The sequence below is a fragment of the Shewanella chilikensis genome (assembly GCF_037953065.1).
Lineage (GTDB): Bacteria > Pseudomonadota > Gammaproteobacteria > Enterobacterales > Shewanellaceae > Shewanella > Shewanella chilikensis.
Genome location: NZ_CP149966.1, coordinates 970,001 through 984,275 on the forward strand (window position 1 = coordinate 970,001; position 14,275 = coordinate 984,275).

The window sequence follows — 14,275 nt, forward strand, 5'->3', positions numbered from 1 at the left end:
CGCTGTCTCCAGCCGAGACTCAGTGAAGTTGAAATTGCGGTGAAGATGCCGTATACCCGCGGCTAGACGGAAAGACCCCGTGAACCTTTACTATAGCTTGGCACTGAACATTGACCCTACATGTGTAGGATAGGTGGGAGACTATGAAGATGAGACGCCAGTCTTGTTGGAGTCAACCTTGAAATACCACCCTTGTAGTGTTGATGTTCTAACCTTGGTCCCTTATCGGGATTAGGGACAGTGCCTGGTGGGTAGTTTGACTGGGGCGGTCTCCTCCCAAAGAGTAACGGAGGAGCACGAAGGTTGGCTAAGTACGGTCGGACATCGTACGGTTAGTGCAATGGCATAAGCCAGCTTAACTGCGAGACAGACACGTCGAGCAGATGCGAAAGCAGGTCATAGTGATCCGGTGGTTCTGAATGGAAGGGCCATCGCTCAACGGATAAAAGGTACTCCGGGGATAACAGGCTGATACCGCCCAAGAGTTCATATCGACGGCGGTGTTTGGCACCTCGATGTCGGCTCATCACATCCTGGGGCTGAAGTCGGTCCCAAGGGTATGGCTGTTCGCCATTTAAAGTGGTACGCGAGCTGGGTTCAGAACGTCGTGAGACAGTTCGGTCCCTATCTGCCGTGGGCGTTGGATGATTGAGGGGAGCTGCTCCTAGTACGAGAGGACCGGAGTGGACGAACCGCTGGTGTTCGGGTTGTCATGCCAATGGCATTGCCCGGTAGCTACGTTCGGAATCGATAACCGCTGAAAGCATCTAAGCGGGAAGCGAGCCCCAAGATGAGTCATCCCTAGGTCCTAGAGACCTCTGAAGAGCCGTTCGAGACCAGGACGTTGATAGGCAGGGTGTGTAAGCGTTGCGAGGCGTTGAGCTAACCTGTACTAATGACTCGAGAGGCTTAACCATACAACCCAGATGGGTTTTACGGACTTGAAGAAGTCGATACTTGATTGAAGTTTGAACTCAGGCTCTGAAAAGAGCACAGCCAAGAATACCGGTCGCTTAGCTCAGCCGGGAGAGCACCTCCCTTACAAGGAGGGGGTCACTGGTTCGATCCCAGTAGCGACCACCATATTTCAAAGCAACAGCTTTCTGAATTTAGGAATGAATTTATCAAATACATCCTTGTATTTGACCCTAGCGGGCTGCGCTAAAGCGCGTTTAAAATTTGTTCCATACAATTTTATGTCTGGTGACAATAGCATTGTGGTCCCACCTGATCCCATCCCGAACTCAGAAGTGAAACGCAATCGCGCCGATGGTAGTGTGGGGTCTCCCCATGTGAGAGTAGGTCATCGCCAGACGCCACTTTGGTTTTCACTTTTTACTCTTTATCAAAGAAATGAGTGAAGACAAAACAGTAACGATAAATCCCCAGCACTCTGTGTTGGGGATTTTTCATTTTCAGCCCCTAAACCACCTACTTCAGTAGGTGGTTATCATCAATTTAGGCTTGGCCTGTAAAGGCTACCCATGCTAATTGCTCTTTTGATTTTTAGCGAAGTCAAAGGACAAAAAGCATGAGTAGATACGAGCAAGCATCGCATGTGTATTGGCGATGTCAATATCATATAGTTTGGACTCCAAAGTACCGTTTTAGGATTCTCAAAAACAAAGTAGGTAAGGATGTTTACCGCTGTATTCACGTTTACAGTGAGCAACTTGGGTGCAAAGTAGTAGAGTTAAATGTTCAGGTAGACCATGTTCATTTAGTTATAAAAGTTCCGCCAAAGTTATCGATATCAAGACTGATGGGAGCGCTCAAAGGCAAAATAGCACTAAAACTATTTAGTAAATATCCGCACTTGAGGAAGAACAAAATGTGGGGTAACCATTTTTGGCAGCGAGGATACTTTGTTGATACGGTTGGAATAAATGAAGAGATAATAAGGCGTTATGTCCGGCATCAAGAGAAAGAAGAAAAGCAGGAGCAAGCTCAGTTAACGCTGGAGTAAACAACGCCCCCTTTGAGGGGGCATATACAAAGCCACCTTCTTCAGAAGGTGGATTCTTTACTTTCAGCCCCTAAACCACCTACTTCAGTAGGTGGTTATCATCAATTTAGGCTTGGCCTGTAAAGGCTACCCATGCTAATTGCTCTTTTGATTTTTAGCGAAGTCAAAGGACAAAAAGCATGAGTAGATACGAGCAAGCATCGCATGTGTATTGGCGATGTCAATATCATATAGTTTGGACTCCAAAGTACCGTTTTAGGATTCTCAAAAACAAAGTAGGTAAGGATGTTTACCGCTGTATTCACGTTTACAGTGAGCAACTTGGGTGCAAAGTAGTAGAGTTAAATGTTCAGGTAGACCATGTTCATTTAGTTATAAAAGTTCCGCCAAAGTTATCGATATCAAGACTGATGGGAGCGCTCAAAGGCAAAATAGCACTAAAACTATTTAGTAAATATCCGCACTTGAGGAAGAACAAAATGTGGGGTAACCATTTTTGGCAGCGAGGATACTTTGTTGATACGGTTGGAATAAATGAAGAGATAATAAGGCGTTATGTCCGGCATCAAGAGAAAGAAGAAAAGCAGGAGCAAGCTCAGTTAACGCTGGAGTAAACAACGCCCCCTTTGAGGGGGCATATACAAAGCCACCTTCTTCAGAAGGTGGATTCTTTACTTTAATAGCATTTTGATATGTCCACTCTCACATGGGGAAGATAAAGAGTCCGAACGCAGTGAGGCACAATCCCATGTGGAGTAGGGTGAGGTTGTCGTGTTTATCAAACTCAGTTTGATGCGACAGACGAACGCGCAGAGCTTGCTCGATGCTGGCCATCGCCAGACGCCACTTTTGTCTCCAGCGAGCACGACTTAACATGCAGCTCAAAGCTGCTGGCGCAGTGTGTGCCCCTCAGCTCGCAGCCAAGCTGCTTCGCGCTACAGCCATCTATCAAGCTGTGCTTGATGAGCAGATGTCTTTCTCCCCCATGTGATACCATTCCGCATTAAAGTTCAGTCACTTTCGCCCAGTCTCTGGTGCACATCTTTATCACTCGCTTTGTACTGTACTGCTGACGAAGTCGTTCCAAGCCTGACTGCAAGCATCCACAATGTCCTCATATCCTTTGAAACAGCGATTAGCGAGATGACGTTGGCGTAGCCAACTCCACACCTGTTCGATGGGGTTTAGCTGCGGGGAATAGGGCGGCAATTTGAGTATCGACAAGTTGGGGATATCAACTGCAATGTCATTGGTATGCCACCCTGCACCATCCATTACCACCACAGCATGTCGTCCTGGTTTAGTTCGGTTGGCGATCAGTTCCAGGAGCTGGCGCATGATGTCCTTATTAACAAACGGCGTAATTAATGCTTCCGTTTTACCACTACTTGGGCACACCGCCCCAAACAGATACCCATAATCAAATTGCTGCTGTTTGACGACACGGGGGACGGCTACCCCGTTTTGCCCAAAGTCTTGTTGTTTGGTTTTGTTGGCCAAATCTGGCTTCGTCTTGGAACCACACATCCACGCGCTCAAGTGGAAGATGGCCCGGGATGTGAAGATTCGTTTCCATCAGGAAGTGTTTTTAAAGTGTGGCGGTCATGGTCAAGTTAAATTGGCCAAACTGTAAGTAGCTTGCAAAATAGTGTCGAGTTCTTATATGGGGAATCTTTGGGGTTAAATATTCAAAGTCGTTGGCTGGGTGAACTTGGACAATTCGCGTTTACAGCAACTTTACCTGATAGGTGTTGTCCACAGAAACTCTTGGATGCCCACAATGCCATGGCTTTGTCTGAAAAAGCTGCAATCAGCGGGGTTTGTACCAAAAAGTCCTTTACCTTTAGGGAGGCTTTTTGCATAATGCCCCTCGTTCCACAGGGGTGTAGTTCCAATTGGTAGAACAGCGGTCTCCAAAACCGACGGTTGCGGGTTCGAGTCCTGCCACCCCTGCCACATTCCAGACGGCCTGCATAGCGATATGCGGGCCGTTTTCCTTTTGTAAATATCATAAAGTGCTTGGGGTCGATATGGACCCATTTATTTTCCACCTTGCACTGTCAGCTTGCAGACATCTTTAAAACTACTGTTACAGGGTTAACTCCTGCTCGGTGCCAAATAAGATAACGGCTCACGCAATACGCGTAAGCCGTATAGGTTCAATACTCAGTTTGTTTCAGCATTAGCCGCCAATTCATGCCGTTTCTGAACGCCGTATCAAAGTGATGCCAGATTACTGCACTAACAAGCTGCGAAGCATCCAGGCGGTCTTTTCATGTAACTGAATACGCTGGGTCAGCAGATCTGCCGTTGCTTCGTCATTGGCCAGGTTCACCAGAGGGTAGAGTGCCCGGGCGTTGCGAATAATGATCTCCTGGCCTTCCAGCAGTTCCTCAAGCATCTGTTTGGCATCTGTGATGCCTGAGTCTTCTTTGATTTCGGTCTGAGCGGCGTAGGCGCTGTAGGATCCCAAGGCTCTTTCACCCAGGGCTCTGACCCGTTCTGCTATGACATCCACCGCTGCAGCCAATTCGGTGTACTGCTCTTCAAACAGTTGGTGTAGGCTGGTGAACATAGGACCTGTCACGTTCCAGTGGAAGCTGTGAGTCTTAAGGTAAAGGCTGTAGGTGTCAGCGAGTAAGCGATTCAAACCGTTGGCTATTTCCAAACGATCGGCTTGGTTGATCCCGATATTGATATTCATAATATAACCTCCGTAAATGATCTGTTTTCTATATTACTTCGGAAGCTAATTAGTTAAAGTGGATAAACTAGATGCCTGCAATCGATTTTGTTTGAGTGGGTTGCCGGGGGATTTGTTCCCAAGTCACAGACAGTTGCTGAGCAAGCTGGTATTCTAAAGCGCTTAACTTGGAAGCTCTGTTGTGGGTTTCTTTCAGTCATTTTTTGCCCTTCTTGTTCGTCCCTCGGCTATGGGTTTTGGGCGACATTTTCAAACTGCGTTAAAGCGGAGCGCAATCACCATGAATAAATATCTGCACGCCATGGGAATAGAGCTGTGGCGCAGTAGACAAGACTCTCCCTCCCAGGTGCCTTTCATGCTGTTGGTGCCTGATGCTGACGAGCGTGTATTGCAACATCCTCTGGTGCTCAAGGTGTTGGCGTTATTGGGACTGGAGGCCGGGCAGTGCAGCGTCGGTAATCGGCCTGTGGCTGGGCAAGAGGTGATATGGAATATGTTCCCTGAGCCTGTTGAAGGGGCCTGGCTGCATTCATCGCAGCCGGCGCAATTGATGTCAGGCAGTGAGGGCAAGCGCGCCCTATGGCAACAGATTTGGCACAGGTTGGAGGCGAAGTGACTGAGGTTATCGCAATTAGAGCCTTGGAGGCCGATGACCTCGACGAGATGATGAAAATTGAACAACTGGCCCATGAGTTTCCCTGGAGTGAGGCGACTCTGGGCAGTTGCTTTGGCCGTTTTTACCGGGCTCTGGGGTTATATCTAGGACCGGAGCTTCAAGGCTTTTGCTTGCTGCAAGTTTTGTTCGAGGAAGCGACCCTGATGAATATCTGTATCGCTCCTGCCGCACAAGGTCAGGGGTTGGGGCGGCAATTATTACTGGCGGCAATCGAGTTGCTTAAAGAGACTGGTGTGGAGAGATTATTGCTGGAAGTCAGGGTGGGTAATGCTGCCGCTATCGCCTTGTACCGGCGCCTGGGCTTTATTGAGACCGGCTCCAGGGCCGATTACTATCCGGCAAAAGAGGGCCGGGAAGATGCTCTGCTGATGGAGTTGTCTCTTCACTCCTCTTAGTCTCTCTTGGCTCTTCTTCGCTCATCCCGGTTAATATGGGCAGAGGCAGCTATGTCAGAGCTTTGCCGCTAACCCTAAAGCTTTTAATTGTGCCCATAAATAGAAAAACAGCGCCTGTGGGCGCTGTTTCTTTAGGTGCTTGGGCTTGGTCTATTTGACCTCTTTCCCCTGGGCCTGAAGGTCTGCATGGTAGCTTGAGCGAACCAGCGGGCCACAGGCGGCGTGGGTAAAGCCGAGTTCGGTTGCCAGGTTGTGGAAGTCGTCAAACTCCTTGGGAGTCACGTAACGCTCCACCGGCAAGTGGAACTTGGATGGCTGCAGATACTGGCCCAGAGTCAGCATGTTGACATTGTGAGCGCGCAGATCTCTGAGCACCTGTTCAATCTCTTCATTGCTTTCACCCAGTCCGAGCATGATCCCCGACTTGGTCGGGATATCCGGGTGGCGTTCTTTAAAGCGTTTGAGCAGATCCAATGACCACTGATAGTTGGCACCGGGACGGGCCTTACGATAGTGAGCCGGAGCCGTTTCCAGGTTGTGGTTGAATACATCCGGTGGCTCGGTCGCCAGAATATCCAGCGCCTGATCGATACGGCCGCGGAAGTCAGGCACCAATATCTCTATCTTGATCTCAGGGTTGAGTTTGCGGATCTCACGGATACAGTCGGCGAAGTGCTGGGCGCCGCCGTCACGCAGATCGTCACGATCCACAGAGGTGATCACCACATACTTGAGCTTCATATCCTTGATGGTTTGTGCCAGCTTGAGTGGCTCCTCGGCGTCAGGCTTGAGTGGACGGCCATGGGCTACGTCACAGAAGGGACAACGCCGGGTACAGATGGCACCGAGGATCATAAAGGTGGCTGTACCATGGTTGAAGCACTCGGCCAGGTTCGGGCAGGAGGCTTCTTCACACACTGAGTGCAAACCATTTTTACGCAGTGCCTGTTTGATATCCAGGATCCGCTGATTGGAAGATGGCAGCTTAACCCGCAACCAATCGGGCTTGCGCAGCATGGTGTCGCGCTCTGATGGCACAACTTTGACCGGGATACGGGCAACCTTTTCGGCGTCCCGCAATTTCACTCCGGGCTGTAATCTTTCTGGCCTATTCATATGACTCTGCTAATCCTTGGTGATGCACTGTTTGCTCATAGCCCAAACGTTGGCTAAAAGTTTCAATCAGGTGTTGGCCTGCCTCCTCGACACTCTGGGGGCCACCGAGTGCTTTGCACTGGGCCATTTCGAGTCCGGCATAACCACAGGGGTTGATACGACGAAAAGGGGCGAGATCCATGTCGACATTCAGCGCCAAGCCGTGGAATGAGCATCCCTTACGGATCCTCAGCCCCAAAGAGGCTATTTTACGCTCCTCGACATAGACACCCGGCGCATCGGCCTTGGCATAGGCCGGAACATCGAAGCGCTTGAGCAGCTCCACCAGGCTTTGTTCTATGTCGGTAACCAGCTGTCTTACCCCAAGCTTGCGCCGTTTGATATTGATAAGAGGGTAGGCGACCAGCTGCCCCGGGCCATGGTAAGTTACCTGACCACCGCGATCCACCTGGATCACCGGGATATCGCCGGTGTTGAGCAGATGCTCACTCTTACCGGCCTGGCCTTGGGTGAAAACCGGTGGATGCTCCACCAGCCAGAGTTCATCTGGGCTGTGTTCGTCACGGGTGTCGGTATAGTGCTGCATGGCATGCCATACAGTCTCATAATCCATGTTACCCAAGTGGCGGATATGCAATGTATTGTCTGGCAAGGGCAACGTCTCCCCCTCTGTTTGAGATGATACCAATCAGTATCAAGCTGTGCTCACTCTTTGATACCGGCAGGTATTATACGCTTCGGCAGGTAAAATGTAATCCAGATCACACTTTCTCTGCCGAGTGCCAGGTATCAGAGTACCCGGCGAACGCCTTCAATAGCGGCAAGTTCAGTGTACAAGGTTTCGATATGTTCCTTGCTGGTCACTCTCACATTTATGGTCACCGAGATATAGGTGCCTTTGCTGGAGGCCTTGGTGGTGGGGCTGTAATCGCCGGGGGCGTGCTTCTGGACGACTTCGACTACGCGGTCGGCCAGGGTATCGCTGGCATCGCCAACCACTTTAAATGGGAAGGAGGTTGGAAACTCCAGATACTGATCAAAGGTGGTACTTATCATGGGATTGAGATTCTCATGGCAAAATAATAACAGCTATATGGCGGCTATTATATCCCAATTCAAGGGGCGGATCTTCTCGCGAATAGCACAGAGAGTTTGACAAAGGGCGCCAGCCATTGACGGCGCCCTTGGGCGTTACAGCGGCGAGGTGGCCTGTTCGAGCCAGGCCAGTGATTCGCCACTCATCAGCGGTGACAGGGTCTGATAAACGCGGCTGTGATAGTCATTGAACCAATTGAGCTCAGCTTCAGTAAGCAGACTCTTGTCTATCAAGCGTTTATCCATAGGGATCAGAGTCAGAGCGTCGAACTCGAATATCTCCCGCTCGGCCCCTTTGAGCGCTTCACAGGGGCGTACTTCCACCAGGTTTTCCAGACGGATACCGAAGGCATCTGTACGGTAATAGCCGGGTTCGTTGGAAAGCACCATTCCGGGCAGCAAAGGAATGGCATTGAGGTTCTTGCCTATTCTTTGTGGGCCTTCATGAACGCTGAGGAAGTGGCCAACACCATGGCCCGTGCCGTGGTCGTAGTCAAAACCGTGCTGCCACAAGTATTGACGGGCGAAGGCATCCAGTTGTTGCCCCGTAGTGCCCCGTGGGAAGCGGGCCTGATCCAGGGCGATATGCCCCTTGAGCACCAAGGTCACCATCTTTTTCTGTTCGGCGCTGACTTCACCTATGGCTATGGTGCGGGTAACGTCCGTGGTGCCGTCCAAATACTGGGCGCCAGAGTCCACCAGATAGATGCTGTTCATCTCCATCATGGCCGGAGTGCCGTTGAGATGGTTATAGTGGCACATGGCCGCATTGCCGCCGGTGGCGGAAATAGTGTCAAAGCTTGGCTCGCGGTAGAGGGGATCCTCAAGGCGATAGCTCTCAAGCTTATCTGCCAGTGTGCCTTCATCATAGAGTCGGCCAGCAGCCACTTCGGTATCCAGCCACGCCAGGAAACGGCTCACGGCAACGCCGTCTCTGATATGGCTGGCGCGCATTCCCTGCAGTTCGGCACTGTTTTTACAGGCCTTGGGCAGTGCCACAGGATCGAGTCCGGCGATCAGTTTGGCGCCGGCGGCTTTGGCCTGTAATTGGCTGAAGGCATTGGCATTATTGGGGTCGGCCAAAAGCTTTCTGCCTTCAAGCGCTTGCAACGCTTCGGCGAGCTCCGACTCGGCGCGGAAGCTGACACCGGCCCCTACGTGGGCTTCAATCCCCTGGGGCAACTTGGCAAGCTCGGTAAACAGTGTCATCTCACCATTGGCTTCCAGCAGGGCAGAGCCTAATACCACGGGCAACCTGGGCACGTCCTGACCGCGGATATTGAGTAACCAGCAGAAGGAGTCCAGCGCCGCTATCAGCGCTACATCGGCCCCGGCCTTTTTCACCAGGGCGCCGATTTCACTGCGCTTCTGTTCGCTGCTCTTGCCGGCAGATTCGGCATTGAAGAGGATAATGGGCTTGTTTTCCGGCACGGGCCTGTCTTGCCAGTGCAAATCCACCGGGTTGTTGTCAAGCGCCACCAGTGTCATACCCGCCTTAGTCAGCGTGGCTTCGGCATCTTGCTGCCAGGCCAGGGTATGCAACCTGGGATCGTAGCCAACACGGCAACCGGCCGGCAGCTTTTCCGCCAACCATTGTGCCTGGGGCATATCTGTCAGGCTCTCATAACTGAACAGGGTTGAGTCCACCTGTTGCCTCACCTGCACTGTGTAGCGGCCATCAGTAAAAATGGCGGCGCTGTCTTTCATCACAATCGCCATCCCCGCCGAGCCGGTAAAGTCGGTCAGCCAATGTAAACGCTCGTTGTGCGCCGGCACATACTCGCCGAGATACTCGTCGGCACGGGGCTGAATAAAGGCATCGAGTTGGTGTTTGGTCATTTCGCTGCGCACGGCATTAAGCCGTGATGCGATATGGGGGCTTTTGAGCGATTGTGATTGCAACATAGGGGCTCCGCTGATGGTCGGCTTGGCTACTCTTGGCCGACCTTGTCTTTATGAGTGATAGCGGATTATGGCAAGCCCTGAAGTCGCTTCGCAAGGGTGGGCATGTTGAAAAAACTTTAACTGCTGTAAAGGGGGCCAAGTTAATTGCTGCCAAACAGAGTCGCAATGCCGACCAAAAAGGAGCTAACCAGGGTTGCCATCACTCCCTTGCTGACATCTTCACTCTTTACTCTGTCATCGCTTGGTTGTTGATCCCGCGCCAGCTTTTCATTGCGCTGCTCGACATTGTCGGCCACGTTGTCATAGAGATCCTGAGAAGGGGAGTATGGCTGGTTGCTGCAGCCTGCCCCCATGCCCAGAAGCAAGGTCAACAGTAGCACTCTGATACAGTTTCGCTTTCCCACAGTGTTCTTCCTTGAATGAAAATGTTAAAACTGATTGGCTTAGGTTAACTCTATGTGTATTTATTAGCCTGTTCAAGGTTTTTATCTGTCTCGATTTTTATTCAAGGATGCCTTTATGCCGCTAAATGTTTGGGTGTTGATGTTGGCGCAGGCCTTTGCCATGAGTGCCACACCTATCATGGTATTGCTCGGAGGCATAATAGGGGCAGAGCTGAGCCCGGTTCCCTCGCTGTCGACACTGCCTATCGCCATGATGGTAGTCGGAGTCGCTGTGGCGATTGTGCCCATCAATATCTTGATGCAGCGTTTGGGGCGGCGGCGGGTATTTATCGGTGGCGCCCTGCTGACCAGTGTGGCCGGTGCTATGGCGGCGCTTAGTGTTTGGTATGCCCAGTTCTGGGGATTTTGTGGCAGTGGTCTGCTGCTCGGATGCGGCGGCGCCATTATTCAGCAATACCGGTTTGCCGCCATGGAGTCAGTGGCGCCGACTCTGTCTGCCAAGGCAGCCAGCCGGGTGTTGCTTGGTGGTTTGCTCGCCGCCTTCCTCGGGCCAGAACTGGCCTTGCTGGCCAAGGATATTTTGCCGGTAACATACTCTGGGGCCTTTTTGATGGTGACTCTGGTCGGTGTGCTGGCGCTGGCCTGCCTGCTGTTTTATCAAGATGAAGGCCCGGTACTCAAAGCCTCCAAGGTTGAGCGTATGGGCATTCGACCGTTGCCGATTATTTTGCGTCAAAGCCGACTCTGGGTTGCCTGCGGCGCCGCAGTTATAGGCTACGCCCTGATGAGTTTTATCATGACGGCGACCCCGGTACATATGCATCACATAGAGCATCACAGCCTTGAGGATACCAAGTGGGTGATCCAGAGTCATGTGATTGCCATGTATCTGCCCTCGCTGATAAGTGGCTACCTGATAGCCCGCTTGGGTCACACCCGCATCATGTTGGCCGGGCTGGCGCTTTACTGCCTGACTTTGGCTCTGGCGCTGGCGGGGCGTGATCTGCTCAACTATTGGAGTGCGCTGGTGATGTTGGGTGTGGGTTGGAACTTCCTGTTTGTTGCCGGCACTTCGCTGCTGCCTGGCTGTTATCGCCCCGAAGAGAGATTCACTGTGCAGTCTTTCAACGATTCTCTGGTATTTGGCTCTCAGGCGTTGGCGTCTCTGGGGGCCGGCTGGGTCATTTATCAGCTCGGCTGGCAACTGCTGCTGGTGATCTGTATTCCTGCCATTGCGACCCAACTTATCCTGATAGCATGGTGGAAGTTAAGTAAAAGCAAAGCGTTACAAATAACAGAACCTTGATGATTAGGTGCGGTGCCGGCAGCACTGTGCTAACATCTTAGGCCGTCTACCGCCTCTGGCGGTACGGTAAAAAGGGGTTTATTGATGTCGACATTAACGATCGAAGTGGGGACTGAAACCGCGCTGTTTCAGCTGCGGCAAGGGGAAACAACAGAACAATATAAAATCCCCACCGGAGAGAGTTTCACCATAGCAGATCTCAATCGGCAATTGGCTGAACTTGAATCTGATTATGGGCTTGCAAACTACCGTCTGGCACTGGCCTTCCCTGGCATGGTGCGAGACAACCAACTAATATCCTGCCGTGCCTTGCCGGCGCTGGTGGGGCTTAACCCGGAAAAGCTCAGCAGCCGTGGTGAACTGGTGGCCATCAGCAATGATATCCACGCCGGTCTGCACGCCATTGCCAGCGTAAAACACCAGTGTGAACTCTTGGTGATGTGTGGCACAGGGATCGGCATGTCGCTGGCGCTCAACGGCCGGGTGTTCAGCGGTGCCAATGGCCTGGGTGGCGAATTGGGCGCTTGCCGGGTAATGACGGAGTCGGGGGAATTCAGTCTCGAACAGTTGGCCAGCGGCGAGTCGGTACGGCGTCGGCGCTTGCGCAACCCGGTAGAACTCTATCGCGCCGGGGCTTATCTGGGGATGGGTATTGCCTGGGCGGTTAACCTTCTCAATCCGCAAAAACTCTGGCTTGCCGGTAACATGTTGGCCAATGCCGATTACTACAAGGGCTGCGTCAGTGGTGTTAAAGACTTGGCGGTTCCAGCCACTGTCAGTCAGTGTCAGATAAGTCGGGTCGACGATATGGAGACCTTGGTCTGCCGTGGTCTGCAAGTAATGCTGATGCAACAGGCCTGATAGTTTGATTCAAGGGGGAGATATCCCCCTTCAAGCCGGTTTCTGGCAGGCCTGACGCATCTTCAACCAGAAGGCCCTTTGGCACAGGTTGCTGAAGGCTTTTTGTTTTGGGCTGATATCGTTTCCTTTCAGCACCCGATAACGGGTCCAGTTATCTTCACAAAGCTCGCCGATATTGGACTGGCTTGGCTCCTGTTCCAGCTCCTGCTGTTTTTCGATAATGGTGCCATCGGCAAAGTGATATTGCCACAAACCTTCATCGTCTGTGGTGTGAACTTGCACCGACTCCAACAGTTCGGCGCTGCTTGTCCGTCCTTCTATGGCCAGAATATAGTTGGCAAGATCTTGCATGTTGTACTCCCGCGTTTGGCGCAAGCAGCATAGCAGCGGTCGCCGGAAATTGGCAATTTCGTTTGCTGCTTTAAAGTTTGCATACAATATGCTAAAACTCTCGAGCACATTAATACCCAAGCAAATAACTACTAAAAGTAATCAAGCAGGAGAAGTCTATGAGCACAGGCGTTGGTGGCTCAACCCCGGAGCAGGAGTTGGCAAAGCTGGTGGATATGACCCGGGATGTCACAGCGGTGGAAGCCGCCGAATTCAAAACCAGGCAACAAAATGCCCAGGCGCTGATGCAAGAGTTGGGGATAGATGCCCTCTATCTCAACGCCGGCACCAATCTCTACTATTTCTCCGGCCTGCGTTGGTATGCCAGTGAGCGTATGATAGGAGCGATTTTGCCAAGTTGTGGTGAGCTGGAATACCTGGCGCCGGCATTTGAGCTCGACACCCTCAAGGGCTTTATGTTGCAGCCTGGACCGGTTAACACCTGGCATGAGCACCAGAGTCCCTATGCGCTGTGCCGCCATGTGCTTAAGCGCATGGGCTGTCTGCGCCCGGGCGCCGTTCTGGCTATAGATGAATCTGCCCCTTTCTTTTTGTTTGATGGCCTGCGTGAGGCTTGCCCCGAGCTTGCCTTTGTCAACGGCGCCAAGATTAGCGCCCAACTGCGAATGCATAAATCGGCCGCCGAGCTGAGGCTGATTCAGCGGGCTATGGATATGACGCTCGAAGTGCACAAGGCCGCCGCCAGAATATTACGCCCGGGGATCAGTACCGCCGAGGTGGAAGATTTCATCGACAAGGCCCATAGAGCCGTGGGGGCCAGTGGCTCCTATTTCTGCATAGTGCTCTTTGGTGAGGACAGCGCCTATCCCCATGGGGTCAAGTCGCCCAAGACGCTGGAGCCGGGCGACACTGTGTTGATAGACACAGGCTGTCAGCTGCATGGTTACAACTCGGATATTACCCGCACCTATGTATTTGGTACGCCAAGCGAGCGGCAGCGGCAATTGTGGGCGCTGGAGCAGGCAGCGCAGCGCTCAGGTTTTGAAGCGGCGGCTTTAGGTGCGCCCTGCAGCGGTGTCGACAAGGCGGCCAGAGCCGTGTTGGAAGCGGCCGGTTTCGGGCCCGGATATCAACTGCCGGGATTGCCCCATAGAACGGGCCACGGCATAGGCCTGGATATTCATGAGTGGCCCTACCTGGTCGATGGCGACAACACCCCACTGGCTGTTGGTATGTGTTTTTCCAATGAGCCCATGCTTTGTGTGCCCGGCGAGTTCGGCGTTCGCCATGAAGATCACTTCTATATGACGGCAGAGGGGCCGCGCTGGTTTACCCAGCCGGCTAAGTCGATTGACGATCCCTTCGCGCAGGGGGATTAGTTGTAACAGTTTCTTGCTCGGATAATAAAACCATCAGTCAGCCTGTATTGGCTGACTGATGCTGGGCTGAGCTCGAAATCAAGCGCCAGCCTTGTCCATCAAACGCAATCTTTACTG

Annotated in this window: 15 protein-coding genes, 2 tRNA genes, 2 rRNA genes and 1 pseudogene (1 of these 20 only partly in view); 11 read left to right on the plus strand and 9 right to left on the minus strand. The window is 52.2% G+C overall.

All coding sequences use genetic code 11. The features are described 5' to 3' along the window. From WKR14_RS04485 to tnpA (WKR14_RS04505), 5 genes are all read left to right on the plus strand, one after another. Window positions 1–917, plus strand: a 23S ribosomal RNA gene (locus tag WKR14_RS04485) (it extends 1,975 nt beyond the left edge of the window). Between the two features lie 90 nt (window positions 918–1,007). Beyond that, a tRNA-Val gene (locus tag WKR14_RS04490) sits at window positions 1,008–1,083 on the plus strand. Window positions 1,084–1,199: 116 nt separating this feature from the next. After that, a 5S ribosomal RNA gene (gene rrf, locus WKR14_RS04495) occupies window positions 1,200–1,315 on the plus strand. A gap of 216 nt (window positions 1,316–1,531) precedes the next feature. Then, window positions 1,532–1,966, plus strand: coding sequence for an IS200/IS605 family transposase (gene tnpA / locus WKR14_RS04500; RefSeq protein ID WP_208138538.1), 435 nt, complete (start codon window positions 1,532–1,534; stop codon window positions 1,964–1,966). 179 nt (window positions 1,967–2,145) lie between these two features. Further along, window positions 2,146–2,580: an IS200/IS605 family transposase gene (gene tnpA / locus WKR14_RS04505; protein WP_208138538.1), complete on the plus strand. Its 435-nt coding sequence runs from the start codon at window positions 2,146–2,148 to the stop codon at window positions 2,578–2,580. Between the two features lie 88 nt (window positions 2,581–2,668). Here the strand turns inward: tnpA (WKR14_RS04505) and WKR14_RS04510 are convergent, their stop codons facing one another. Both WKR14_RS04510 and WKR14_RS04515 read right to left on the minus strand, forming a co-directional pair. Further along, on the minus strand, window positions 2,669–2,842 hold the full coding sequence (locus tag WKR14_RS04510) for a hypothetical protein (RefSeq protein WP_339087433.1): 174 nt from the start codon (window positions 2,840–2,842) through the stop codon (window positions 2,669–2,671). A gap of 130 nt (window positions 2,843–2,972) precedes the next feature. Next, window positions 2,973–3,554, minus strand: a pseudogene (locus WKR14_RS04515) (IS630 family transposase); the annotation flags it as partial. A 291-nt stretch (window positions 3,555–3,845) separates the two neighbouring features. On the opposite strand from WKR14_RS04515, the gene WKR14_RS04520 reads away from it, so the two are divergent. After that, window positions 3,846–3,922 (plus strand) — tRNA-Trp (locus WKR14_RS04520). A 277-nt stretch (window positions 3,923–4,199) separates the two neighbouring features. Here WKR14_RS04520 and dpsA read toward each other — a convergent pair. Beyond that, window positions 4,200–4,670: a DNA starvation/stationary phase protection protein DpsA gene (dpsA, locus tag WKR14_RS04525; RefSeq protein WP_339087434.1), complete on the minus strand. Its 471-nt coding sequence runs from the start codon at window positions 4,668–4,670 to the stop codon at window positions 4,200–4,202. Between the two features lie 280 nt (window positions 4,671–4,950). On the opposite strand from dpsA, the gene WKR14_RS04530 reads away from it, so the two are divergent. Together WKR14_RS04530 and rimI are read left to right on the plus strand one after the other, a co-directional pair. Further along, window positions 4,951–5,286, plus strand: a complete 336-nt coding sequence (locus WKR14_RS04530) for a DNA polymerase III subunit psi (RefSeq protein ID WP_071476507.1) — start codon at window positions 4,951–4,953, stop codon at window positions 5,284–5,286. Further along, window positions 5,250–5,741 carry a ribosomal protein S18-alanine N-acetyltransferase gene (gene rimI, locus WKR14_RS04535; protein WP_101057156.1) on the plus strand — a complete coding sequence of 164 codons (492 nt, stop codon included), beginning with the start codon at window positions 5,250–5,252 and terminating at the stop codon, window positions 5,739–5,741. Before WKR14_RS04530 ends, rimI begins: the two co-directional genes overlap by 37 nt. Window positions 5,742–5,891: 150 nt before the next feature. On the opposite strand, the gene lipA is transcribed toward rimI, so the two are convergent. The 5 genes from lipA to WKR14_RS04560 all read right to left on the minus strand — a co-directional run bounded on the left by lipA (window position 5,892) and on the right by WKR14_RS04560 (window position 10,261). Next, window positions 5,892–6,857 (minus strand): lipoyl synthase, encoded by a 966-nt coding sequence (gene lipA, locus WKR14_RS04540; protein ID WP_025009861.1) that lies wholly within the window; start codon window positions 6,855–6,857, stop codon window positions 5,892–5,894. Beyond that, window positions 6,850–7,509, minus strand: coding sequence for a lipoyl(octanoyl) transferase LipB (gene lipB / locus WKR14_RS04545; RefSeq protein WP_226564435.1), 660 nt, complete (start codon window positions 7,507–7,509; stop codon window positions 6,850–6,852). Before lipB ends, lipA begins: the two co-directional genes overlap by 8 nt. A gap of 137 nt (window positions 7,510–7,646) precedes the next feature. Then, window positions 7,647–7,913: a DUF493 family protein YbeD gene (ybeD, locus tag WKR14_RS04550; RefSeq protein WP_028781166.1), complete on the minus strand. Its 267-nt coding sequence runs from the start codon at window positions 7,911–7,913 to the stop codon at window positions 7,647–7,649. Window positions 7,914–8,048: 135 nt separating this feature from the next. Next, window positions 8,049–9,857 (minus strand): aminopeptidase P family protein, encoded by a 1,809-nt coding sequence (locus WKR14_RS04555; RefSeq protein ID WP_339087435.1) that lies wholly within the window; start codon window positions 9,855–9,857, stop codon window positions 8,049–8,051. A gap of 140 nt (window positions 9,858–9,997) precedes the next feature. Continuing rightward, window positions 9,998–10,261, minus strand: a complete 264-nt coding sequence (locus tag WKR14_RS04560; protein WP_039035885.1) for a hypothetical protein — start codon at window positions 10,259–10,261, stop codon at window positions 9,998–10,000. Window positions 10,262–10,376: 115 nt separating this feature from the next. On the opposite strand from WKR14_RS04560, the gene WKR14_RS04565 reads away from it, so the two are divergent. Together WKR14_RS04565 and WKR14_RS04570 are read left to right on the plus strand one after the other, a co-directional pair. Further along, window positions 10,377–11,567 carry an MFS transporter gene (locus tag WKR14_RS04565; RefSeq protein ID WP_234556233.1) on the plus strand — a complete coding sequence of 397 codons (1,191 nt, stop codon included), beginning with the start codon at window positions 10,377–10,379 and terminating at the stop codon, window positions 11,565–11,567. A gap of 84 nt (window positions 11,568–11,651) precedes the next feature. Further along, on the plus strand, window positions 11,652–12,428 hold the full coding sequence (locus WKR14_RS04570; protein WP_071238102.1) for an ROK family protein: 777 nt from the start codon (window positions 11,652–11,654) through the stop codon (window positions 12,426–12,428). A gap of 30 nt (window positions 12,429–12,458) precedes the next feature. On the opposite strand, the gene WKR14_RS04575 is transcribed toward WKR14_RS04570, so the two are convergent. Further along, entirely contained in the window at window positions 12,459–12,779 is a 321-nt protein-coding gene (locus WKR14_RS04575) for a hypothetical protein (protein ID WP_224867805.1), read from the minus strand. A 158-nt stretch (window positions 12,780–12,937) separates the two neighbouring features. On the opposite strand from WKR14_RS04575, the gene WKR14_RS04580 reads away from it, so the two are divergent. Then, entirely contained in the window at window positions 12,938–14,158 is a 1,221-nt protein-coding gene (locus WKR14_RS04580) for a Xaa-Pro peptidase family protein (protein WP_339087436.1), read from the plus strand. Window positions 14,159–14,275: the final 117 nt, after the last annotated feature.